At 58.1% G+C, this 23,559-nt stretch carries 17 protein-coding genes; 8 read left to right on the top strand and 9 right to left on the bottom strand.

Annotation, left to right across the window (positions count from 1 at the left end; genetic code table 11):
* Positions 1–13: 13 nt before the first annotated feature.
* Both VFQ24_16920 and VFQ24_16925 read left to right on the top strand, forming a co-directional pair.
* Positions 14–2,722: a family 78 glycoside hydrolase catalytic domain gene (locus tag VFQ24_16920; protein ID HET9180039.1), complete on the top strand. Its 2,709-nt coding sequence runs from the start codon at positions 14–16 to the stop codon at positions 2,720–2,722.
* 50 nt (positions 2,723–2,772) lie between these two features.
* Positions 2,773–3,744 (top strand): fumarylacetoacetate hydrolase family protein, encoded by a 972-nt coding sequence (locus VFQ24_16925; GenBank protein HET9180040.1) that lies wholly within the window; start codon positions 2,773–2,775, stop codon positions 3,742–3,744.
* Between the two features lie 59 nt (positions 3,745–3,803).
* On the opposite strand, the gene VFQ24_16930 is transcribed toward VFQ24_16925, so the two are convergent.
* Positions 3,804–5,510 (bottom strand): trehalase family glycosidase, encoded by a 1,707-nt coding sequence (locus VFQ24_16930; protein ID HET9180041.1) that lies wholly within the window; start codon positions 5,508–5,510, stop codon positions 3,804–3,806.
* Between the two features lie 147 nt (positions 5,511–5,657).
* On the opposite strand from VFQ24_16930, the gene VFQ24_16935 reads away from it, so the two are divergent.
* Together VFQ24_16935 and VFQ24_16940 are read left to right on the top strand one after the other, a co-directional pair.
* Positions 5,658–6,872 (top strand): aminotransferase class I/II-fold pyridoxal phosphate-dependent enzyme, encoded by a 1,215-nt coding sequence (locus tag VFQ24_16935; GenBank protein HET9180042.1) that lies wholly within the window; start codon positions 5,658–5,660, stop codon positions 6,870–6,872.
* Positions 6,873–7,371: 499 nt separating this feature from the next.
* Positions 7,372–7,716 (top strand): STAS domain-containing protein, encoded by a 345-nt coding sequence (locus VFQ24_16940; protein HET9180043.1) that lies wholly within the window; start codon positions 7,372–7,374, stop codon positions 7,714–7,716.
* Positions 7,717–7,730: 14 nt separating this feature from the next.
* Here the strand turns inward: VFQ24_16940 and VFQ24_16945 are convergent, their stop codons facing one another.
* From VFQ24_16945 to VFQ24_16955, 3 genes are all read right to left on the bottom strand, one after another.
* Positions 7,731–9,065: a DUF1015 domain-containing protein gene (locus tag VFQ24_16945; protein HET9180044.1), complete on the bottom strand. Its 1,335-nt coding sequence runs from the start codon at positions 9,063–9,065 to the stop codon at positions 7,731–7,733.
* Between the two features lie 66 nt (positions 9,066–9,131).
* Positions 9,132–9,452, bottom strand: coding sequence for a type II toxin-antitoxin system RelE/ParE family toxin (locus VFQ24_16950; protein HET9180045.1), 321 nt, complete (start codon positions 9,450–9,452; stop codon positions 9,132–9,134).
* Positions 9,449–9,709 (bottom strand): type II toxin-antitoxin system ParD family antitoxin, encoded by a 261-nt coding sequence (locus VFQ24_16955; GenBank protein ID HET9180046.1) that lies wholly within the window; start codon positions 9,707–9,709, stop codon positions 9,449–9,451. Before VFQ24_16955 ends, VFQ24_16950 begins: the two co-directional genes overlap by 4 nt.
* Positions 9,710–9,929: 220 nt before the next feature.
* On the opposite strand from VFQ24_16955, the gene VFQ24_16960 reads away from it, so the two are divergent.
* The 4 genes from VFQ24_16960 (at position 9,930) to VFQ24_16975 (ending at position 16,173) form a co-directional block, all read left to right on the top strand.
* On the top strand, positions 9,930–10,478 hold the full coding sequence (locus VFQ24_16960; GenBank protein HET9180047.1) for a hypothetical protein: 549 nt from the start codon (positions 9,930–9,932) through the stop codon (positions 10,476–10,478).
* A 281-nt stretch (positions 10,479–10,759) separates the two neighbouring features.
* A complete protein-coding gene (locus VFQ24_16965; protein ID HET9180048.1) occupies positions 10,760–14,107 on the top strand; it encodes a DUF3857 domain-containing protein in 3,348 nt (1,115 codons plus the stop codon).
* A 332-nt stretch (positions 14,108–14,439) separates the two neighbouring features.
* The gene (locus VFQ24_16970) at positions 14,440–15,378 is read left to right on the top strand and encodes a cation diffusion facilitator family transporter (GenBank protein ID HET9180049.1); all 939 of its coding nucleotides are present in this window, start codon (positions 14,440–14,442) and stop codon (positions 15,376–15,378) included.
* Complete coding sequence (locus VFQ24_16975) at positions 15,379–16,173, top strand: PASTA domain-containing protein (protein HET9180050.1); 795 nt, start codon at positions 15,379–15,381, stop codon at positions 16,171–16,173.
* A gap of 283 nt (positions 16,174–16,456) precedes the next feature.
* Here VFQ24_16975 and VFQ24_16980 read toward each other — a convergent pair whose 3' ends face one another.
* The 5 genes from VFQ24_16980 to VFQ24_17000 form a co-directional block, all read right to left on the bottom strand.
* Entirely contained in the window at positions 16,457–16,768 is a 312-nt protein-coding gene (locus VFQ24_16980; protein HET9180051.1) for a type II toxin-antitoxin system HicB family antitoxin, read from the bottom strand.
* Positions 16,769–17,037: 269 nt separating this feature from the next.
* Positions 17,038–17,583: a hypothetical protein gene (locus VFQ24_16985; protein ID HET9180052.1), complete on the bottom strand. Its 546-nt coding sequence runs from the start codon at positions 17,581–17,583 to the stop codon at positions 17,038–17,040.
* 470 nt (positions 17,584–18,053) lie between these two features.
* Positions 18,054–19,406, bottom strand: a complete 1,353-nt coding sequence (locus tag VFQ24_16990) for a homoserine dehydrogenase (protein HET9180053.1) — start codon at positions 19,404–19,406, stop codon at positions 18,054–18,056.
* Between the two features lie 96 nt (positions 19,407–19,502).
* Complete coding sequence (locus VFQ24_16995) at positions 19,503–22,304, bottom strand: beta-galactosidase (protein ID HET9180054.1); 2,802 nt, start codon at positions 22,302–22,304, stop codon at positions 19,503–19,505.
* 27 nt (positions 22,305–22,331) lie between these two features.
* Positions 22,332–23,483, bottom strand: a complete 1,152-nt coding sequence (locus tag VFQ24_17000; protein ID HET9180055.1) for a mandelate racemase/muconate lactonizing enzyme family protein — start codon at positions 23,481–23,483, stop codon at positions 22,332–22,334.
* Between the last annotated feature and the right edge of the window lie 76 nt (positions 23,484–23,559).

Consider the following 23,559-nt stretch of genomic DNA (forward strand, 5'->3'; position numbering starts at 1 on the left):
TAGAGGTGCCGTGATGCGCGCATCCACGAAGTTCCCGCGGTTTGTCCTGACCTCGATAGTGCTCCTTATTTCCGGTTTCATTTTCGTCACTCCGGGCTTCGCGGAGAATGGTGCAGTCGCGCCCGGGCATCTACGCTGCGAATACCTCAAGAATCCAGCGGGAATTGACGTGCGCCAGCCGCGGTTTCAGTGGGTGCTGGACAATTCACGCCGCGGAGTGATGCAAACGGCATACCAGATTCTTGTTGCCTCAAGCACCGCGGGGTTGGCCGGTAACCGCGGCGACCTGTGGGACAGCGGGAAAGTCATGTCCGGCGACTCAAGCCAAATCGCGTATAGCGGTAAGCCGCTGGTAAGCGACCGCGTCTACTACTGGAAAGTCCGCACCTGGGACGGCCAGGGGAACGAGAGTGACTACAGCGCGCCCGCAAAGTTTGGAATGGGGCTGCTGGAACGGCAGGACTGGAAAGGCCAGTGGATTGGCGGGGGTGGCCTGCTGCGCAAGGGATTCAGCCTGGCGGGCAAAGTGGTCCGTGCGCGAGCCTACGTTACAGCCCTTGGCTACTATGAACTGCACCTCAACGGTAAGAAGATCGGCGAGAAAGTGCTTGACCCCGCCTGGACCGTCTATCCAAAGCGGGTGCTTTATTCCACCTATGACGTCACTTCTGCCCTCAAAGACGGCGCGAACGCCATCGGCGTGATGCTCGGCGGTGGCTGGGCGACCCAGCAGGCGGGTGGTCCTGCCTATTACAAGGCGCCGGCCCTGCTCTTCCAGATGAACATCGAGCTTGCGGACGGGAAAACGGTCAGCGTCTCAAGCGACACTTCCTGGAAAACGGCCGCCGGACCTGTGGTGAGCGACAGCGTTTACGATGGAGAGGTCTACGATGCGCGGGAGGAGCAGGCTGGATGGGACCGATCTGGCTTTGATGATTCGGCGTGGGCGGCTGCACACGAGGAGCAGGGCACGGCGGGAGAAATCTCGGCTGAGATGATGCCGCCAATCCGCGTGACGGATACTCTCGTGCCGCACTCCATGACGAACCCTGAGCCGGGAGTCTACGTTTACGATTTTGGACAGAACTTTGCCGGCTGGGCGCGGCTGGTTGTTCGCGGGCCGCGCGGGGCAAAGGTCAGGCTGCGGTTCAGCGAACTGATCTATCCGAATGGCACGATCAATCGCCAGAACATCCGCAGCGCCAAGGCCCGCGACATTTACGTCCTGCGCGGAAGCGGGCTTGAAAAGTATGAGCCGCGCTTTACCTACCACGGGTTCCGCTACGTGGAAGTAACGGGCTACCCCGGCACGCCGAGCCTGGATTCGATTCGCGGCCGGGTGGTCAACAGCGCCGTCGAGACCACCGGCAGCTTTGTTGCGTCAAAACAGATCTTGAACGATATCCAGCATCTCATCCGCTGGGGCCAGCTCTCCAATCTTTACAGTATTCCCACTGACTGTGATCAGCGTAATGAACGCCAGGGCTGGATGGGTGACGCCCAGGTTACAGCGGAAGAAGCCATGATGAATTTTGACATGGCGGCGTTCTACACCAACTTCGTCCGCGACATCCGCGACGCGCAGATGCCGGACGGTGAAATTCCTGATACCGTGCCGCACAAGTACGGCAGGTATCCTGCGGACCCGGCCTGGGGCACGGCCTATCCGCTGCTGTGCTGGTACATGTGGCAGCAGTATGGCGACAGGCGCATCCTGGAGGAGAATTACGACGGACTGAAGAAGTACCTGGAATTCCTGCGCACCAGGGCCAAGGACAATGTTCTGCGGTACAGCTACTACGGTGACTGGGTGGCCATCAAGCCTACACCCGGCGCGCTGGTTTCGGATGCATACTTTTATTACGACACGCGCATTCTGTCTGACATTGCAAAGGTCCTTGGCAAAACCGGGGACACGGATGCCTATGCAGCGCTTGCCGATCAAATCAAGGCTGCGTTCAACAATGCGTTCTTCAAAGCTGACACCGGCGAATATGCGAACGGCGCCCAGACCGCCCAGGTCATGCCGTTGTTCCTGGATCTGGTCCCGGAAAAAGAGCGTGGCGGAGTGATGGGCAAGCTCTACAACAACATTGTCTATGAAAATAACACACACGTCACCACTGGCTTTATCGGGGTCAAATATCTTCTTCCCGTGCTGACCCGCGATGGACACTCTGACCTGGCGTATGAACTGGCCACCCAGACAACCTATCCCAGTTGGGGATACATGATCGCGGAGGGAGCAACCACCTTGTGGGAACTGTGGCAGTCCAAGATCGGCCCTTCCATGAATTCCCACAACCACATCATGATGGGAAGCCTTGGCGCGTGGTTTTATCGCGCCCTCGGGGGCATCAATCTTGGCCCTGACGGCGAAGGCTACCGGCACATCGTGATAAAACCCAATATGGTTGAGGACCTCGACTGGACAAGCGCTTCGATGGAAACCCCGCGTGGCCAGGTGTCCTGCTCCTGGCAGAAAAAGGCTGGGGCCGTTTCCATGGAGGTGGTTGTTCCGGCCAATAGCGACGCCAAAATCGTGGTTCCGCCAGAAGAGGAGATGACGAAGGTGATAGTCCGCGAAGGCGACCACGTGGTGTGGCAAAACGGCAAGTTCGTTCCCGGCGACCCCGGGATTACCGGCGCCACGTTGCGGGAACACGCCATTGAGTTCAGCGCAGGCTCAGGCTATTATCATTTTCTCCTGACCGGAGAATGACTTGCGGTGTGAGAAGTGCTCTTACTCTTGCTTTGACGAAAGGACGAACTGTGAAACTGGTCTCTTATGAATCGGGGAAGCAACCTGCCCTGGGAGTCGTGGTAAAAGACTGGATCGTCGGCGTCGGTCCGGCGATCCATCTGTTGCAGAAAAAGCGGGTGCCGCGAGCACTGGCGGGAGGCGCGAACTTCAAGAATGCGGCGCGCCGCCTCCTCGACGCCGGCGCGGCTCCGAAAGACATGATCGAACTGCTCGGGCGGGGGCAGGCCTGGGGCAAAGCGCTTGCTGTGGTCACCTCAGCACTGGCAAAAGGGATTGATCCCGCCAAAGCGCCGCGAGGCCTTTTTACTCCTCTCGCCGATGCACGCCTGCTCGCTCCCATCCCGAAGCCGGGCAAGATCACCTGTGTGGGGCTGAACTATGCCGACCATGCCCGCGAGCAGGGGCATGAGCCTCCGAAGTCGCCAATCTTTTTTCTCAAGTCCGGTAATACGATTTGCGGCCCGGGCGACCCGATTCAACTGCCGCCGAATTCTTCCCAGGTGGACTACGAAGCGGAGTTTGCCGTGGTCATTGGGAAGGGAGGGAGCCGCATTTCCGAAGGGGACGCATACGATCACGTTGCCGGCTATATGGTCCTGCATGACGTCAGCGCGCGCGATCTGCAGTTCTCTGACGGCCAGTGGTTTCGCGGCAAAAGCTGTGACACTTTTGCCCCAAGCGGCCCCTGGATCGTTACGCGGGACGAAATCAAGGACCCGCACAAATTGCGGATTTCTCTCACGCTAAATGGCGAGGTCATGCAGGATTCGAACACTTCCAACCTGATTTTCAGCGTGCCTTATCTGATCAGTTACCTGTCGCAGTCTGCCAGGTGGGAAGTAGGCGATGTGATTTCCACCGGCACGCCACCCGGGGTCGGTGTTTTTCGCAAGCCTCCGGTGTTCCTGAAGGCAGGAGATACCGTCAGCGTTACAGTTGAGGGCTTGGGGACGCTGACGAATACAGTCGCCGGCCCTTAAAGATGTTTGCCGATTGGAGCCGACGGCCGGGCGCGGCGTTCCTGAGAAAGGATGGATCATTACTCTTGAGCCAATCGCTCCTGGGCGGCTTTGGGGAGGGCGTTGTAAAGGGCCACGAAGGCGCCATTCGTCCATCCAAACCCCACCACGTTCGTCTTGTATCCCACCTGAATGTTGGTTTCGGAAGACCTCGTATCCACGTTGTATTTTTCGCGGATCGTTCCGTCCTTCAGGAAGTTGTCAAGCACCATGGAAAGGAACTGGAGTGAAATGCCGTTGGCTTCAGCGGCATAGCCATAACGTCGCAGCCCCTCGATGGCGATCAGTTGGATCGGCGCCCAGCCGTACGGCGCGTCCCACTGCGCGCCTGTGTTCACCATGCTCATCACGATTCCACCCGGCCGGTCAAAGGCTGCAAGATTCTTGAAAACGGCTTTTGCCTGCTCGGGAGAAGCCAGACCGACCCAGAGAGGATAAAACGTGGTGGCGTAGGAATATCGGGATTGGGTCCCGCTGGTAAAATCGTAATCGTAATAAAGACCGTATTCAGAGCTCCAAAGATATTTATCGATTTTCTGGCGCCGGGTTGCCGCCCGTTGACGCCATTCCATGGAAGCTTCTTTCAGACCAAGCTCAGCGCTCATCCACTCCAGGTCCTGTTCAGATTTGTAAAGCAGACAGTTTAGCCCAACGGCTGCAAAATCCGGGGTGCCGGCCCCAAACGGGCCAAAGCGGAAAGACACATCGAATCCCGATTCGCGCATGCTGCGATCGCCCTTGTAAAACCTGGGCGTCAGAGCAAATTTGTCCAGGGTTTCGTCCTGCTGCCTGGCGCCCGGCTCGTTGAGCGTGAAGTCCAGGTTGAGCGAAAACTCCGGGCCCATGACGGCTGCCTGAGAGCCTTTCCCGTTTTTTGGTACCAGTTGGAGGTAAGGCTGGCTACCCTGCGGGTGAAGCATAAAATACTGTGCCACGGTTCTATAGTAGGCGTCTGTGGCAGGACCAAGCTCAGGGACCGGACCCTCGCCGAAATCGTAGAATCGAGAAAGGCCGGTGTCTCCTGCCAGGTGGGGAGGTTCTGTCCAGAAGCGGTAGTCCTTGACGGCATGGTCGTAGGCTGTGCGAAGCCAGGCCGGGTCCGATTGATCCTTGGCTTTCTCAGCTCCGTAGACTGTCCGGATCATGGATGTTAGAAATGGCGGCTGGGAGCGAGTCAGGTAATACGTCCGGTTGGCATTGAGAATTCCGCCATAGTGATCGATTTCAAAAAAGAAGTTGTCGATAATATCCCGGGCCAGGTTGGTCCTGCCGTCCTCGACCAGACCACGAATGATAAAGTAGCTGTCCCATCCGTACATCTCATTGAACATGCCTCCCGGGACGACATAAGGCTTGGGGAGGTAGAGCAAACCCGGGGATTTGATGGCACTGAGGTCAACAGCCCCCAGTTTTTTGATGACTGCCGGCAATCGGTTGACTTGCACCTGACATCCAACTGCAGCAGTTCTCAGACCTGCGGGCTCCGGAAAATCCACAGGAAGGTAAAGGACGGACTTGGCGTTCGTTTTGGGATCGGTGTAGGTTCCGCACTTAGTCATCGAGCGGGTCAGCGTGTCCCAGCCGCTGGAAATGTACTGCAGAATCTTTTGTACATTGGCCGGTGTCTTCGTTTGGGCGGCAGGGGCCACGTGGCCCGGAAGGGCAGTAAGGCACGCGGCCAGAATGACATACAGAAGAATCGGCCGAATAATGAGCGATTTTTTCATAGGATAAGACTATATAATTCCAGTTATTCATCTTCAACACAAGTTTCTTGGCGGTACGCCCCGGATGCTTTCGGCCGGTGCGGGGACGCTCTGGTTTTATTGACCGCGCAGAGGCTTTTCTGTCAGAATCCTCTAGGAACGAAAGCTATGCCGCGCACGCTTCCACAGACCCGCGAAATACTCGCTGCCGCAAGGCTTGAGCATGTTCGCTATGCCATCCGCGACCTTGCCGTGCTGGCGGAGGATTTGGCTCGCCAGGGCAAACAGATCCTGCCCCTCAACATCGGTGATCCGGTGATCTTTGATTTCCAGACCCCCGCTCACTTGATCGAGGCGGCTGCCAAGGCCATGCGGGACGGCTGCAACGGTTATGCTCCGTCCGTGGGCGTAAAGCCGGCGCTTGAAGCGATCCGGGCAGAGGCGGAAGCGAAAGGCATCCGGAACATCCAGACTGTTTTTGTTACCGAGGGCGTCAGTGAAGCCGTGGACCTTGTTCTGACGGCGCTGCTGGAGCCGCACGAGAGTGTTCTGACGCCCCTGCCGGACTACCCGCTCTATGATGCCGTGCTCGCAAAACTGAACGCGCTTCCCAGTTCTTATAACCTGGATGAGAGCAATGGCTGGCAACCGGATGTCGATCATCTGGAGAGCCAGGTCACCAGAAATACCCGTGGGCTGGTAGTGATCAATCCGAACAACCCGACGGGCGCGGTCTATTCGCAGGCCACGCTTGAAAAGATAGTAGAAGTGGCGCGGCGGCACAACCTGGTGATCTTTTCCGACGAAATTTATGCGCGGCTTATGCTGGACGGCGAGCCTCACGTCTCGATTGCGAGTCTGGCGCCCGACGTTCCTGTGGTCACCTTCGGCGGACTTTCCAAAGAATACCTGGCCCCGGGCTGGCGGGTGGCCTGGGGCATCGTGAGCGGCGATGCCGGAGTGGTCGCTCCCTACGTTGAAGGCATCCACAAGCTGCTTCGGGCGCGTCTGTCTGCAAATCATCCGCTGCAATACGCAATTCCGGCGGCGCTCCATGGGCCGCAGGACCACCTGCAGGAAACCGTGAACAAGCTACGCAGGCGGCGCGATCTGGTGATGGACTGGAGCCAGAACACTCGCAGAGTCAGTTGCGTCAGCCCGCGCGGGGCTTTTTATGCTTTTCCGCGTCTGGACATTCCAGAGAGCGACGATGACTTCGTGCGGGGCTTGCTGGCGGAGCAGCACGTGCTGGTGGTGAACGGTGGAGGGTTTGGCCAGGCCCCAGGGACGCGGCACGTCCGCATCGTATTTCTGCCGCCCGAACACATTCTTGAGCCGGCGCTTGGCAAAATCACGGCATACCTTGAGAAGCACTGGCCGTGACGTTCGCGTTTTTGCCCGCCCGGGCGGCCTGCTCCCGGCTGGCGCAAGGCCCATGTTTGGCGGTAGCGATAGAAAACGGGCAAGTTAGATTATCGGCTTTTTCGTTTCCGGCTGCTTGTTCAGTCCGGCACGCCTTGAACAACCAGACCGAAACGACATTTGCGGTCCTGGCATTCTCGCGTTATTCTTAACACATCCGAGTTCAGTTTAACGGAATTCCGGTCAGCGCAGTCGCAGATTGCAGGTTTGTTGTGGACGGCATCGAATTCAAGAACGACGAGCAGGCGGCCTCGCGGGAGTTTCCCAACCAGTTTTGCCCGGTGTGCGGGACCCGCCTGGAATCGAACCATTGTAAGATGGTCTGTTCGCGTTGCGGTTATTTCATGTCCTGTTCGGAGTTCGAATAAGATTTTCCCAAGCATGCAACACGCTACTCGAGTAGCGGGCCAGATGTTTTGCAGCGGCCGGGGCCCGTGCCGAGAAACTCAGGAGGGGTGAAATGGCACTGCACATTGTAGAAAAGGATACGGATGGAGTGACCGTGCTGTCGTTGGCGGGTCGCGTGACTCTGGGCGACGAAAGCGGCCAGTTGCGGAGCACGATTAAGCAACTCCTGGCGCAAGGAAAAAAGCGCCTGGTGCTTGACCTTGCCGACGTCAGCTACATTGACAGCGCAGGACTCGGCACTCTGGTTGCCGCGTATACCTCCGCCCGCCATGAGGGTGGCGAGGTCCGCCTGGCTGGCGTCACAAAAAACTTTGGCGAATTACTCAACGTCACCAAGCTTCTGACGGTTTTCAGCGTGCATGATAATGTGCCGGACGCGCTGAAGGGTTTCCGCTAAATTTTGCGAAGGCGCTACAGGCCTGCGGGATTGTCCATCCAATAGACCGCCAAGCCGGACAGCAGCTTGGGGTAGAAGTCCGTGGATTTCTGCGGCAGCGGCAGACCTGCGTAGGCGTTCTCGCAGACGGCCTGGATGGGCGTCGGGTTCATCAGGAAGGCCGCCTGCGCCTGGCCTGCATTCACCTCTTCGACAGCCTGCTCCATTTCGCGGACGTAGCGCAGATATTTCTGTTCGCGCACAGCCTGGCGATCGATCCGCATCACCTTTTCCAGCACCAGCCCGTGCAGGAGAACCACGTCCAGCCGGCGGAGGGTTTCAGGGAATTCGCCGAGCGCTGCGGCGAGACCGGCGTCTTTTTTGAGTTTGAACAACGCCGCGCGCTTCGCCCCTGCATAGGCCGCGATGGTGGGCTGTTCGCGCCCGGACTTTTCGAGCGCCTGGCGGATCGTCTGCGCGTCCTGCGCCGTCTCTCCGCTCGTAGCAAGTTTTTCAACCTGGAAGAACGGCGCGGCCTCCCGGCAGAGTTTTTCCCAGTCAAACCCCGGCAGGCTGTGCACCACGCGATGCGTGGGAAGGACCAGCAGGCCGTCGCTTTCGAGCGGCACAAACGTGGCCATGATGTAGTTCGCGCGATCGTCTTCCGGCGCGTTCCGGCGGCGCTCGCGCGCGTAGGCCAGGGATGTTTCATAGCGATGGTGGCCGTCGGCGATTACCAGCTTTTTGGACCTCATCGCGTCAATCACCTGCTCCAGCACGCGCGGGTCCGACACGCGCCACATGGAATGCAAGCTCGAGTATTCATCCGTCAGTTCCTGCCAGGGCGCCGCCTGCGTCTCTTCGCGCAGCAGATGATCGATCTCGCCTTTAGGATCGCTATAGAGCATGAAGATCTGCCCGAAATTGCACCGCGTGGCTTTCAGCAATTCCATGCGGTCCGCCTTGGGACCGGAGAGCGTCTCTTCATGCCGATGGACCACGCCGGCGGAATATTCTTCCAGGCGCAGCAACGCCACAAATCCCCGCCGCTGTTTTCGCCGGGAGGTCTCGCCAGACTCGCCGGGCACGGCGAATTCCTGAAAGTAAGGATAAATAGCCGGCTCGCCCTCTGAAACCAGCGTGCGTTCCTCGATCCAGTTCTGCAACTCCGCGGCCGCCTCGCTGTAAACGCTCTGGCTGCTGCCCGGAGTCGGCTGCCGCAGAATCAGCCGGACAAAGTTGTACGGGCTCGTCGCGTAATAGCGGGCGCGCATTTCGGGCGATACCTTGTCATACGGCTGCGTCACAACCTTCTGCAAATCGATTGCTGAATTGTAATGAAGCGCCCGAAAAGGATAAATCTCAGCCATACAGCCCGCCCCCTCGGTGATGAAGAAAACGGCTATCTTATCACAGGTGGCGGACGGGCTGCATATTCAGCGTGAAGGTCGTGACGTCTCCTCGAATCCCAACAGAGCGCGGATATCCCGGGAGGCGTGGAGCACGCGAATAACTTCAAGTGGCCGCGTTTCGGGCCGATAAATGACGAGGTAGGAATAGACCAGGAAAAAACGGTGCCGGCGGTCAGCTAGGTCTTCGCGAAGGTGGCCCATGCCCGGCGTTCTGACCAGTTCTCGGATGGCTGCTTCGATCCTGTCGAGCACCCTTTCGGCGGCCTCACGGTTGTCGAGGGCCAGGTAATCCCAAATCTCTTCCGGGTCCCGGCGGGCAAGCGGCGTGAGGACGAAACGCGTCACGAAGCGCGCCGGGCGGGTCGCCGCCGGCGGATCTTGCGAAAAGCTTCAGGACCGTCAACAAGCTCGCCGCGGTCGGCCTCGGCGCTCCCACGAGCAATCTCCCTGCGCAACTCCTCAAGGCGCAGCTTTTTCAGCTCCTCGCGCTCTTTCAGCAGGCGAAGGCCCTCACGGATCACTTCGCTCTGCGACTGGTAGAGGCCGGAATCGACCAGCTCAGCTACGAACTGTTCGAAGACGGGGCCCAGGTTGGCATTCATGGCAAATTGACCTTCCGAGAAATAGCTTAGTGCGGTTGTCAATAATTGTCAATTTTAGGCAGGAGCAGCAGGCATAGACTTAGCGCCTTTCTGGATGGAGAAAGGGGCCATTTTACCACACGCACAGGAACCGGAGCCAAATGATAACTTGAGTTGATTGCAAAACTATCGTTGTATGATGATGGCAATCGACTGGTAGAAAGGGGTTAATTACGCAGGCATGAGAAAAGTAATCTTTACAATCATAATGGCAACGATTGCAACATGTGCTGCCGGGCAGTCCGCGGCGATAAAGCGTTACGTTGATTACAACCTGGGCTTCGAATTGTCATACCCTGCCAGCTATCGAGTGACAGAGCTGCCGTGCGAATTTGCCAGATGGTTTGCGGAGATGGGGTGCCAAAAATTACTTTACTTGAGCAGAGGCACTGGACAAAGCCAGGGAAATATCGCTCTAATTCTCGACAGAAGACATTTCAGTTTGGCGAGACTGGAAACGGGATACGCCCACACAGGGTGGGTGGAACCTCGGCAGATTCAAATTGGCACCCACACGTTTTATTTTTATGGTGCTGGGGGCGGCGGGGTGACCTACCCGGATGATTATCTCTACGACCTGAATGGGTTGATTCTTAACATCAAATTCGACGGGCCGTATGCGTCAGGCAGCAAGTCGCCTACAGAAGAGACGCAGCAGGTGGAAAAAAAGATTCTCGGAAGCTTTCGGGTTCTCGCAGTGACAGCCCCTGGCGAATGGCACAGACATTGATGTTTACTGTCTGCGTTCGGCGAAGCTGAGTGGGGTTAGTATGGGCCAGTGAAACAACCGCTTCGACACTACGGCGAAAACGGTCTTCAGTTTTTGACCACCGGCCGAATCGATTATTGCCATGGATTGACTGCCATGATGCTAACTGAAAACGTCCCGCTGCGCGGAATCGCAGATACTAAAAGGCGAGTATCTGCGCCACCCGCCGTCGCTGCCGGGAGATATTTACCGCCCCTGCCTTGACTTCAAATTACAGATGCTGTATTTAGTAGCTCCAGAACATGGTCACGGCTCGAGTGCCTCTCAGGTTAACGCTTGCTCTCCTCTCCTGCGCAGTCTGCTCCCCGGCGCAGACCCCGGCGGCGAAAACCAAACAAGATTTTTCCAATGAAGCCGCCGTAATTGAAAGCTATCGCTCGACCTATACTTTCCAGAACGATGGCACTGACACCCAGGATGTTGTCGCCAGCATCAAGGTGCAATCGGAAGCCGGGGTGCGGCAGTATGGCGTGCTGGTCTTTAGCTATCCCAGCGCTACCGCGCATCTTGAGATTGACTACGTGCGCGTCCGCCAGCCCGACGGCACACTGGTCGTTACCCCGGCATCGAGCATCGAAGACGTTACGCCCCAAGTCACTATCGCCGCACCGGAATATAGTGACTTCAGGCAAAAGCATGTGGCCGTTAAGGCCCTCACGCCGGGAAGCGAAGTGGAATACGAAGCCCGCTTTCAGACTTTTTCGCCGCTTATCCCTGGTCAATTCTGGCTTTCATACGACTTTACGAAAAACTCCATCATCCTGGACGAAGAGCTCGAGGTGAATGTTCCCAAAGACCGCGCCCTCGAGGTGAAAAGCGCCAGCATCCAACCTGTGGTCACAGAGCAGGGCGATCGCAAGGTTTATCTTTGGAAAAGCAGTAATCTGGAGGATGTGACGCTGCCTGAACATCCGGCAGGGCAGTATCCGCCGCCGGACGTTCTTCTAAGCTCCTTCGATAGCTGGGCGCAGGTTGGGCAATGGTGGGCATCGATCGAGAATCCGCAAATGGCGCCCACGGCAGCCATTCGTGACAAGGCCGCTGAACTGACCAAGGGAATGACCGCTGAAGATCAAAAGCTACAGGCGATCTATGCATATGTGGCAAAGCAGTTCCGATATATCGGTATCTCATTCGGCATTGGCCGCTACCAGCCGCACACTGCCGAACAGGTCCTTGGAAATGGATATGGCGACTGCAAGGATAAGCACACCCTCCTCGCTTCGCTCCTTGAAGCTGCGGGAATCAAGGTGGTCCCAGCTTTAATCAATTCAACCCGTAAAATTGATACGGACGTGCCCTCGCCCGGCCAATTCGACCACGTCATCACGGTTGCTCCGGAAGGCCAAAGGCTGGATTGGATGGACACGACCACCGAACTCGCACCCATGGGACTTCTGGTTTTCAACCTTCGCAACAAACACGCTCTGATTATTCCCGAAAAGCAGCCGGCATATCTGGCGATGACGCCCGCCGAGCCGACTGTCCCGGATCGCGTTACGTTTGAAGTGGCCGGCGAGCTCACGAACAATGGAACTTTTAGCGGCAAGATGAAAGACATTACCGACGGCGACAGGGCGATCCTCATGCGCCTGGTTTTCAACAATATCGCACAAGCCAACTGGCAGAAGGCCACACAAGGCATTTCCGAACAGATCGGCTTCGGAGGAACTGTCAGTAACGTGCAGGTTTCGCCTCCGGAAGACACCAGCCACCCGTTTGCGCTTTCCTACGATTACGTTCGCAAGGATTATTCAAACTGGTCTCCGCAATCGCCGCATTACATCACGCCCCCGATTCCGTTCGGCGGGGTGCCGGCCTTGCCTCACTCTGATGACGAGACGCCGCAGCCCTTAGTGCTGGGCGAGCCGCTGAACGCGCAATATCACGCCACCATGAAGCTGCCCGAGGGGTGGACGGCCACGCTGCCGAAGCCGCTGGACCTCATCACGCCCTTCGCCGAGTACCACTCGACATACTCATTCAAGGATGGCGTGTTGACCGCGGAGAGACGGCTGATCACCAAGGCAGATGAAATCTCCGTTGCTCAACTCGATGCTTATCGCAAATTCCAGAAGGCCGTGAGCGGCGACATTCAAGACCAAATCACTTTGACAGGGGATTCAGCCACCTCTGCAGCCAACGGTAATGACGCGGACCTGCGTGAGAGAGCCGATGCGATGTCTGCTGACGAGCTGAACTCAGCCGCCGCGAAGCTCCTCGATCAAGACAAGGACTTATCCTTAGCTCGCGACCTCTTGCTGAAGGCGACAGTGAAGGACCCCAAACAGATGTGGGCATGGAACAACCTCGGTCGTGCTTACGCTGCGCTTGGTAATACGGAGGACGCAATCCGCGCCTATAAGAAGCAAATCGACCTGAATCCCGAAGACCAGTACGCCTATAACAATCTCGGTCGTGCATACGCCGCGCTTGGTGACACGGATGATGCGATTCGGGACTATCAGAAACAGATCGAAGTGAGTCCAGGCAATCAATACGCTTACGGTGATCTCGGCGTTCTCTACATGAAACTGGGGCGATTCGATGACGCTGCCACAACGCTTCAAAAGCAAACCGAGGCGCGTCCTAACGACCCGCGGGCCTATGCCAGCCTGGGAGTGGCGTTGAACGTCATGAAAAAGTGGCCTGACGCTTCGCGTGCATACGAGCGCGCGATCGCTCTCGACCCTAAGTTCTGGGGTTACGAAATGGGTCTAGCCAATTCCTATGCAGGAGCGGGGAAAAACGAGGAAGCCGCCGCCGCGTTCGAAAAGGCCGCGGAATTGAATCCATCGCCCCCTGTCTGGAACGATGTTGGTTATTACATGGCTGAGCATGACATTAAATTGTCCGAAGCGGAGACCTTTGTAAAAATGGCCGTTGGCGCTGCGGAAAATGCGGCTGGAAAAGTAACGCTTGATGGGCTGCAAAATGTGGACCTTGGCCCCACCGCGAGCCTGGCTTTGTTCTGGGACAGCCTCGGATGGGTTTACTTTCGGGAAGGGGAACCGCAAAAGGCTCGCCGGTTCGTTGAGGCGAGCTGGCGCCTTGGCCAGGATTCGGTGGTTGCCGGCCATCTCGGCCAGATTGACGAAAAGCTCGGCCAGAGGCAGGACGCTGTTAAGGACTACGCCTGGGCAGTCGCGCTTTCGCCCGGGCCGCTACCCTTGGCGTCCAAAGGCCAGACCACGACAGTTGGACCTCCGTCGCGCGTTCCGGAGGCGCATCAGGGTTTGATGCGGCTCATCGGCAGCACTACCCGTTCGGATGCCGCCGTGAAGAAGGCGCGCGATGATCTTTCCGCCATGCGCACGTATTCGATCAGCAAGGCAGGAATGAAACCCGGTACGGCGGAGTTTTTTGTCTTGATTGCGCCGGGAGGCAAGGCCGAAGGCGTAAAGTTCATCAGCGGCAACGATTGGTTGCGCGCGGCTGACGCGGCAATCGAAGCAATCAAATTCATTGAGCCGGTCCCGGATGACGCGCCCATCAAACTCCTGCGGCGCGGGGTACTCACCTGCAGCCAAGTGGATTCTTCCTGCGCCTTCGTTCTTTTCCTGCCCGCCACCGTTCATTCAATCAACTGACGCCCTGTCTAATTGGTCCCCGCCGCGCTTGCTTGGGATTGGCGGTGATCCCAAGCCTGTGATAATTTTGGCGCAAATGCGCGGTCGGCCGTTTTGCAGTGTGCGAGCGCGCAATGCGATGAGGATTGGAACGAAGCTGTTAAGAAGCCGCTTCGGAAGTAACACTTGCCTTGCAATCCGCCTCTGTGTTGTGAATATTGGGCTATGGCGTGTGGCGCAGGGCCTCGGCAGTGCGCTAAGATGCGAAGCAGAGTGCCGCACGGGGCCAGGCAGCCTGGAAAATGCCCGCCCGGGAATCCCTTCTGGCGCTCTGAACCCCACGAGGCTGGTTGGTGAGAAGTTCAACCAAATTCAGGATTGGCAAGCGAGTGGCGCTGGCCAGCATCGCTGTCAGCGGCATCCTGGCGGCATTGAAGATTACCGTTGGCATACTCGGGCGCTCTGCTTCGGTGCTGGCGGACGGCTTCGAGTCGGCGGGTGACGTGGTGGCAGCCACCGCCATTTTCTTCGGTTTCGCAATCGCTTCCCGGCCAGCCGATGAAGAACACCCTTACGGCCACGGGCGCTACGAGACGCTCACCGGGCTGGTGGTGGGTTTTATTCTGTTTGTTGCCGGCATTGGCATCTGTTACCGGTCTTTGCAGGGCGTGGACCGCGTTCACGAAGTGCCCGCGTTTTACGGAGTCTGGGCGCTCGTGCTCTCGATGGTTGCGAAGGCGGTGATGTCCGGCGTAAAGTTTCATTATGGCAAGAAGATTCGCAGCGCAGCGCTGACCGCCGACGCCTGGAACGATTTTGTGGACATTCTTTCGGCCGTGACGGCGCTCACCGCGCTGGGGCTGACGCTGCTCGATCCCGCACGTTTTCTTGTGGCCGACAGCTATGGCGGATTTGCGGTGGGGCTGTTCGTTATTTTCACGGGCTTGCGCGTTGCCAAGGATACTTCCTCCCGGCTGACGGATGAAATGCCGGATGACGAGATGATGTCGGCCATTCGCGAAGCGAGCCTCACCATTCCGGGCGCTGTGGGAGTTGAAAAATGTTTTGCCCGCAGCGTGGGCTTGCAGTACTACGTGGACCTCCATCTGGAAGTGGATCCCGACATGACGGTGAGGAAGTCGCATGACATCGCGACGGAGGTCCGGTTCGCCATCTGCAGGAAGCTGGACTGGGTGGCCGATGTCCTGGTGCACGTCGAGCCGGCGCCAGGCACTCCACAGACCATCGCCTCCGGGAACTCCAGGACGGGCCCTGCGGAGTCGCGCGACTGAGTGGCGCAGAAAGGCTGGGTCCCGTTTCCCGATCATTTTCCGGGTATCGGCCCTATAATGGAGAGCGTGAAAGTTGACGGCAAGCTGCGCGTGGCGCTTCGGCTGCTTCTCCTGGCCGCCGTGCTGATGACGATTTTCGTTGTCTCCGCCATCATCACCATTCGCCTCACCGTCCATGGCCGTCAGGAAACCCTGCCCAGCCTGGTAGGCATGCCGATTGACCAGGCCAGAAGCACCGTGCGCAAGCTTGGCCTCCGGCTTGATGTTGAAGACCGGCTTTATAGCGACAAGATCGCTCCGGAAGCCGTTGTGTCACAGATGCCGGCCGCCGGGACCAGCATCAAGACCGAGCAGCAAGTCCACGTCCTTCTCAGTCTGGGGGCCCAGAAGGTCAGCGTTCCGGACCTGATTGGACGCAGCATTCGAGCGGCCCGGATTACGGCCGTCCAGCGCGGGCTGACCATCGGCGATGTTGCGGCGCTTTACTGGCCGGAGGTTGAACTGAACCAGGTGGTGGCGCAAGACCCTCCTCCCGCTACGAGCGGCCTGCAAAGCCCCGCGGTTAATTTTCTGGTTTCGCTCGGTGCCACGCCCGTCGCGTATCTGTGCCCGAATTTTCAGGGGAAGCCGGTTGGAGCCGTTCGGTCTGACCTGGAGCAGGCGGGGTTTCAAACTGTTAAGGTCACGCAGGTTGCCGTCCCCGGAGCTTTGCAGGGCAGCATCATTCGGCAACTGCCGCTTCCCGGAAGCAAGGTGACTCCGAACACGGTGTTTGAATTCCAGGTGGCACAATAGCGCGTGCCGCCAGCAGGACCGGACTCCCGCCAAAAAAGGAACGGAAGTACGTCACTTTCCGCAAGCTAACAGCGTTCCAGTAAATCGAAAAACGCCTCCCGGTTTATACCCGCCGTTTTAATCAGTCCGGATATAATCGGGACTCCTACTTGGGTGTACTTGGGGACGATGAGGGGCCGCGCTACGCCCGGTTTCTCTAGCTTAATGTGGCTACCTTTTTGGCCCTTAACTTGGTATCCGAGTTTGTTAAATACGCAGATGATCTTTTCCCAATGTAAAGGAACTAAACGCGGCACGGAAGTTCCTTATGCAGGCCAAAAGGAATGGGAATATCGATTGGGAACGCGTTGGGGATGTTTTGGGGCTGCGCTCCAAAAGGTACGAAGCCCAATTCTCTCATCGCCTGGTCCAACGTCCCTCGCTCGATACAGCTAACGATAAACAGCTCCGAAGCCTCCACCAAATTCTTTTTTGCTTCTGACAGAGTTCTACCCTGCGTGTAAATGTCTAGCGGTGGGCAATGGGCAATGTACCAGCCTCCTTCCCGCTTCATCACTCCGAAGAGCCTAAACTCGGCCTTTACCATGACCTTCATTTGCTTGCCTTTCTCCTGGCGCTACGCATACCCGGCTGGCTGCGTTAAGTTGGGACTTCGATCGCATTTTACGCGTCAATACAACCCTGAATTAGCACGCGATTTACACTTCAGTGTACACCAAGAGTCAATGAGGTTGTTATTTCATCGTTCCTAAAAGCCTGCGGAAAACTGGACCTTTGGGCTGTTGCGTAAAGTACATACTTCAAAAAAGAAAAGACCCCGCTCGAGCGAGGCCCTTCCCTCCCGGTGCAATTTAGCCTGGCCCCCTAGGAACCAGGGTTCGTGCTTGTGCCACGGAGCGCCGACATCTGCTCGCCGTGAGCGGCCTTCGTGACGCTCTGAATGGTGTTGATCATTTGGTCGGCATTCCGATATATCTGGTCGATGTTGTTCGGGTAGTCAGTCAATCGCAGCGTGTGACGGTCCTCGCGGCTGGCGAGCGTGGTCAATGCCTGGTCCGTCTGGTAGACCATCCCATGGACATTCGGGGTCACTTTAGCAACCAGGTTTTGCTGCCACGGCTCCAACCGGCCTTTGATTTGGTCAAGACTTTGCAGGTCGCGTCCAATGTCATTGATGTGGTCACTTATCCTTACAAGCCTTGCCGCGTGATCTCTCCAGTTCAACGCGTAACCCTGCACTTGAAGTGGACCGACTTCCTGTCTAACCTCACGCGCACGAACGGTCATGCGGCTGAAGAGGTCCGACGCCTGTTCAACGTCATACCAGTTAGCGTTGCTGGAGGTTGCGGCAGCGGGCGAGTTAGATTCCTTCGCCAGCAACACCCCGCAAGGCATTATTAATGCTGCCAATACTAGTATTCCGCTCGTCTTAGAACATTTCAGACCCATCGTGTCTCCTTTCTGATCGATCCATGTTACAAGCCCTGTTTACGGCATTCCCCACACCTTCCGGGCCCTCATACTTATTAAGATGCATGGGAGACGAAAGCGTTAGTTGAAGATGAACGATTTTATCCGAAGGCTGAGAAGCAGTCGAAAAGCAGCGCAAATACGTCACTCATCAGTTACCACTGCTCTGGACTGGCTGGCCGCCCGGCCTGCTGCAAAGTTGATGGGATGTCCATTGCGAGGCGCGTTTCAGGCGAAGGACTCCGGCCTCGCCGTACCCGCGCATCAGGCCTCTGAGCCTCGCGCTGCTTATAAAGTAAGATGCGGCTTCAACGGAGCTTCGTTGCTTGAAACGGTATTTTGGCGTAGTCCTCAACGGGAGGCAGTTTATAGGACGGCCTGTGGTAAACAATTACGCCGGACACGCCACACTACGGAAGATCGATGAAGGGCAGCAGAAGGGGAGGCTGCACCAGGAACGGAAGCCGCGCAATTTCGCGGACAGCGGCGCGCACCCTGACTTCTGTTGTAGGCTCAAGCGTCATCACAAAGGGCAGATGTTTCTTGGGCATGGCGGGTTCCTGGAGGACGGAATCAATATTGATTCGATGGCGTCCGAGCGCGGCGCACACGCGCGCCAGGATGCCGGGGCGGTCGCGCACCACCAGCCGCAGATAGGAACTGACGAGCTCGCCAGCGGGCGGACCGATTTTTTCCCGGTGCCATTCTGAATAGCCGAGCGGCGTGCTTCCGACGCCTCCGGTCGCAATCACCCGCGCAATTTCCACGACGTCGGAAAGAACGGCGACACCGGTGGGCCCGCCTCCCGCGCCACGGCCGGTCAGCGTGGTGGCGCCTCCCTTGTTGCCGAGCAGGAGAATGCCGTTGGTGCTTCCCCAGACGTTGGCAAGCTGGGACGACTGGGGAATCATCATGGGCCGCACGCTGATCTCCAGGCTGCGGCCGTTCTGCCGGCGGGCAGCGGCAATCAGCCGGATGGTGCGATTCAGCCGGTGAGCATAAGCAAAATCCACCTGCTCGATCCGCGTGATGCCTTCCACGGGAATCTCGTCCACCGGGACCGCCTGGCCAAAGCAGACCATGGTAAGAATGGCAATTTTATATCGGGCGTCAAAACCTTCCACGTCGAAGGTGGGATCGGGCTCGGCATAGCCGAGTTTTTGCGCGTCCGCCAGCGCCTCGGAGAAGGAGACGCCGCGCTGCTCCATCTCCGTCAGGATGTAGTTGGTGGTTCCGTTAAGGATGCCGTAGACGGCGGCAAAGCTTTCGCCGGCCAGGCCAGAACGAACCGCGTGAAGAATGGGAGTTCCGCCCGCCACACAGGCCTCGATGCCCAGCTTGACGCCCTTCTCCAGGCTGCGGCCCACCAGCTCGATGCCATGCTCGGCCACCAGTTGTTTGTTGGCGGTCACCAGATGCTTGCGGGCGTTCACCGCGGCAAAGGCGATGGCCCGGGCAGTAGGAAGATTCCCCACCAGCTCCACTACAATGTCCACTGCCGGGTTGTGGACCACTTCCTTCCAGTCAGTAGTGAGGGCGGGCCTGTTCCTGATCCAGGAGAAGTCCTTTTTGTGGATGCTGCGTGAGCAGATCATCTTCAACTGGAGCCTGCAACCAAGCCGGCGCTCGATCTCCGCACGGTGTTCCTGCAAAACTTTGATGGTCCCGGTGCCCACGGTCCCGACGCCGATGATTCCAAGCCCGACGGGCCTCGATGCTGCTGCTGCGCGAGGCTGCTTGTGCGCCTGTGATCTTGGTGTCATTCGCTTGTTCCAGAATCTTCGATGGCGGCCCGCGCGGCAGACGGGCGCACTTTATGCCAGCCGGCAAGTGAACGAGCCAGCCGGAAACACTCTATCCTACCATCCAAATTCAATTCGGGTCCGGCGAGTTGCAAATTCGTCGTAGGGTGCCACGCGAAGCGTGCGGATGTGCCCGGGCTGGCCGGCGTAGGCCAGGACAACCGTGAGGACGTTCTTCTGGCCTGCTTGGCTGGCGAAAAAGGGTTCAGGAAGGTAAAAATCTTTCTGGGGGCCGATGGTCATATAGCGGCCCACGAACCGGCCGTTCAGATAGAGCAGGGCATCGCGTTCAGCCTCAAAGGTGAGCTTCCAGGGAGCGAACCATTCTTCGGGAGGCTGCTGGAGATCGAACTCCGCGCTGCACCAGGTGAAAAGCGGCAGAAGCTCCTTGCCTCCGCCGGCGCCGATCGCTACGGGCGCGCTCCATCCTCCAGGGGCCTGAGCCGGATCAATTTTGCCCCGGCCCTGGGCGGGGGCCGGGAAGCGCTGGACCTGCCAGTTGCCAACCGGCGCAGCGGTTTGCGCGTCCGCGCCCATTTTCACCGACTGGACGCCCTTCAGTTCGCCGATGTTTTGGCCGAAATTGGGCGAGCCGAAAAGCTCGTACGAAATGTCCAGCGTATTGCTTCCCTGTTTCGCGTATTTCGCAAGGTCGATCTCAACCTGCTTTTTGTTGTTTGAGGCTTCGGGGACCAGCTTGCCGTTCAGGAACACTTTCTTCGCATCATCGGCGAAAGTAGAAATGAACATTTTGCTCTGGCTGCTGTAGGTGAAAGGTCCTGAACGATACTTGACGTAGCCGTAAGGAACGCGGCCGAGTTCTTCAAGCGGCCGCAGAGGCGATGCGAGCCACTGGCCGGCATCGGGACCCGAGAACTTTTCAATCCATGTCTGGACTTGCCTGATGGAAACCGGCTGGCTGGGGAGTTCGGGCGTGGAAAAGGTGATGCGCGCGGCCCGTACCTCGCGAGTATAGCGGACCTCTGTTTCGCTGCCGTCAACCTGGCATTTGGCCGGCACGGGAGGGAGCAGGGCAGTCAGTTCGTGCTTGCCAGGGCGGAACTCCAGGTCCACCCACACACGGCTCCGCTGCGAGCCGCTCGCCACCATGAGAGCGGCGTCTGAGATAAACGGGATGGAAACGGGCTTGTCGCCCTCCGCGCCCGCGAAATCCTTGATGGGGAAATCCGCGCTCCACGTCCGCAGCGCTCGCTGGCGGGGCACGAGGACCACGACCAGGTTTCGATTTACAATCAGCGTTTTTTCGTCCGGGTCGAAGCGAACGCCGAACACCACGGATTCGTACTCGCGGTCCCAGTAGATGTAAGCGGTGTCGCCCTCGACGTGTGGCTCCTCTTCGGTGGCCACCGAAATTTCAGCCACTCGCCCTGGGTCGTCATAGAGCACCAGATACCATGTGTCCAGATTCAGTCCGTAGGCCAGCACCTCTGAGGTCGAGTAGCGAAGCGTAGTTTCGCCAATCGGCAGATAGACAGGCAGCATCTTCATTTCACGCGCGCCAATGCTCAACTGCCCCTGGCGCGGCGCCGCTATGGTGCGGTGCGAGGGACTTGCCGGGTCCATAAACGTCAAAGTGAATTGCTGCTCGGCGTTGGCGTTTTCCCGGACGAAGAGAAACCCGCTCTTGCCATTCGTGCGTTCGATGGCGCTGACCGCCGGGTTTGTCGAGTCGGCTGCTCCGGGCTCGATGTCCGCGCGGGCGAGTTGCTCGCCAAACAATCCCAACGCCAGGCTGATGCCCCGGGCTTCATAATATTTGCCCCACAGTCCGCCGGGCTCGCGGATGGGCGCGGCGTAATCGTACGTGGTGGTCAGGTCTTTAGCGGCCCACTCGAAGTTGGTGCCGCCGAATCCCATGTAATAGCAATAGAAAGTCGCGCCCTGCTCGATCACGGTTTTGGTGAGCGTATTGAGCTGTTCCGGGCCTACGCCTTCCTGGTCAATCGAAAGCTTTCCGCCAAACTTGCTGAACCATCCGCCCTGCAATTCCGTAACACCGGCGGGCGAGGACGGCTCCTCGGCTTTCAATCTGGCAAGCGCGGGCAGGACTTCGTCCGTGATCTTCCAGCGCGGATAGAAATTGCAGAAGTCGGCAATCCGCGCCATGTCCGGATAGGAATTTTCGCGGGACTGCTGCGTCCAGCAGGTGATGAGCGGAACGTCGATTCCGCCGGTCCATGCCATCTGCGCCAGCGCGTCAATGTAGGCGCGTTTCTCCGAGTCGGAAACTCCTGTCCAGAAGTTGTACTCGTTTTCCACCTGCATCAGGATGATGGGCCCGCCGGCGGTGATCTGATTTTTGACGATGATGGGAAGCACCAGGCTGTACCAGTGCTCGGACGCTTTGACGCTTTCGGGATTATCGCTGCGCAACGGAAACTGCCTGGCAATCACCCAGTGGGGAAAGCCGCCCGCATCCCATTCCGCGCAGACGTATGGACCGATGCGCGCGATCAGCCAGAGGCCCATTTGCTTGACCAGTTGGATATAGCTCTCGAGCTCGCTGAAATCGGCGTGGCCTTCTTCCGGCTCGTGGTAATTCCAGAAGATGTAACTCTCGACGGTGTTGAACCCGGCGCGCTTGAACTTCAGCAGGCGGTCCCGCCACAGGGATTGAGGACAACGAGGGTAATGGAACGCACCGCTATGGAGAAATGTGTCCCGACCGTTGAGGGTGAAGCAATGCGAATCGTAACGGATGATTTCGGGGTTCTGGAAAGGGATCTGCGGGGGAGGAAGCAGCATGGCGCCCGGCCATCCAACGCCGGGACTGCCCAGCGCCAGCGCCACCGGCGCCGCCAGACTCGATTGCAGGAACTTGCGACGGCTGGACTCCATGAATGACTCCTGATGCTTGAAATGACGTCAACTGGTGTACTGGCGCATGTGCCAGTTCTGTTCCCACATGTTGAAGAAGCCCTCTTTGTAGGGGTGCTCTTTGATGAGGTCCTCGTTCAGTTCCACGCCAAGGCCCGGCTTCTGCGGCGGATAGAAATAACCATCTTTGGGCCGCGGCGTTCCGGGGACGGCATCCACCACCCAGGTCTCCGAGAAATCGTCAAAGCACTCCTGGATTTTGATGTTGGTGGTGCAGAAATCGAAGTGGATGCTGGCGGCAGTGCAAACCGGGCCGTTGGAATTGTGGGGCGCCATCACCATGGAGCGAACATCGCCCATGGCGGCAATCTTCTTCATCTCCATCAGGCCACCCGCATGGATAACGTCGGGCTGCAGGATGTCGGGCGCGTTCGATTCAAGGACTTCGCGGAACCCGTAGCGCGTGTAGTAGCGTTCGCCGGTGGCGACCGGCAGATTGACATGCTCGGCCACCTTGACGAGCGATGGAATATCTTCCGGTGGGCAGGGTTCTTCAATCCAGCCGGGGTGGTAAGGCTCCAGCATGCGCGCGATCTCGATGGCGGTGGCGGCGCTGAAGCGGCCGTGCATTTCAACAAAAATCTCAACGTCGGGCCCGACGGCTTCGCGAATGGCGGCCACCAGTTCGACGGACTTCACTTTTTCGGCTCGTGATATCTCAAGCCCGCCCGGCCCGAACGGGTCTACCTTGAGAGCTTTGTAGCCCTTATCGAGCACCACCTTCACCCGTCTGGCAAATTCTTCCGGCTTGCGCTCCACCGTGTACCAGGCGTTGGCGTAGGCCTTCACCTTTTCATGGCACTGGCCGCCCAGAATTTTCCACACGGGCTGACCGCAGGCTTTGCCCACGATGTCCCAGCAGGCGACCTCGATGCCGCTCATTACCGTGGCGGCAATGGCGCCGTTGCGCCAGAACTCGTTCCGGTACATGCGCAGCCAAAGGTCCTCAGTGTTGAACGGATCGGAGCCGATCACGTGCCGGCGGACGGCTCCCGGCAGGTATCCCAGAATTCCTTCTTCGCGATTATGGAGCGTACATTCGCCAATTCCGACCAGGCCCTCGTCGGTCTTGACCTTGATAAAAATCAGGTTTCGCCAGGCGGCTCCCAGCACCAGCGGTTCAACGGCTGTGATCTTCATGAAGTGTCCTCTCGATGGCCTGATTGCGGCTGCGACAGCTTGCCCTGCCTGCGCTTGTCAGAATCAATGGGCAGAC

This window comes from Terriglobia bacterium (assembly GCA_035712365.1).
GTDB lineage: Bacteria > Acidobacteriota > Terriglobia > UBA7540 > UBA7540 > SCRD01.

What these genes read in the sequence shown, in the direction of transcription:
- VFQ24_16980 (HET9180051.1), bottom strand. Translation starts at nt 16,768, where the DNA reads ATGAAGGTCATGGTAAAGGCCGAGTTTAGGCTCTTCGGAGTGATGAAG.
- VFQ24_16945 (HET9180044.1), bottom strand. Translation starts at nt 9,065, where the DNA reads ATGGCTGAGATTTATCCTTTTCGGGCGCTTCATTACAATTCAGCAATC.
- VFQ24_16920 (HET9180039.1), top strand. Translation starts at nt 14, where the DNA reads ATGCGCGCATCCACGAAGTTCCCGCGGTTTGTCCTGACCTCGATAGTG.
- VFQ24_16960 (HET9180047.1), top strand. Translation starts at nt 9,930, where the DNA reads ATGAGAAAAGTAATCTTTACAATCATAATGGCAACGATTGCAACATGT.
- VFQ24_16965 (HET9180048.1), top strand. Translation starts at nt 10,760, where the DNA reads ATGGTCACGGCTCGAGTGCCTCTCAGGTTAACGCTTGCTCTCCTCTCC.
- VFQ24_16990 (HET9180053.1), bottom strand. Translation starts at nt 19,406, where the DNA reads ATGACACCAAGATCACAGGCGCACAAGCAGCCTCGCGCAGCAGCAGCA.
- VFQ24_16940 (HET9180043.1), top strand. Translation starts at nt 7,372, where the DNA reads ATGGCACTGCACATTGTAGAAAAGGATACGGATGGAGTGACCGTGCTG.
- VFQ24_17000 (HET9180055.1), bottom strand. Translation starts at nt 23,483, where the DNA reads ATGAAGATCACAGCCGTTGAACCGCTGGTGCTGGGAGCCGCCTGGCGA.
- VFQ24_16930 (HET9180041.1), bottom strand. Translation starts at nt 5,510, where the DNA reads ATGAAAAAATCGCTCATTATTCGGCCGATTCTTCTGTATGTCATTCTG.
- VFQ24_16995 (HET9180054.1), bottom strand. Translation starts at nt 22,304, where the DNA reads ATGGAGTCCAGCCGTCGCAAGTTCCTGCAATCGAGTCTGGCGGCGCCG.
- VFQ24_16935 (HET9180042.1), top strand. Translation starts at nt 5,658, where the DNA reads ATGCCGCGCACGCTTCCACAGACCCGCGAAATACTCGCTGCCGCAAGG.
- VFQ24_16955 (HET9180046.1), bottom strand. Translation starts at nt 9,709, where the DNA reads ATGAATGCCAACCTGGGCCCCGTCTTCGAACAGTTCGTAGCTGAGCTG.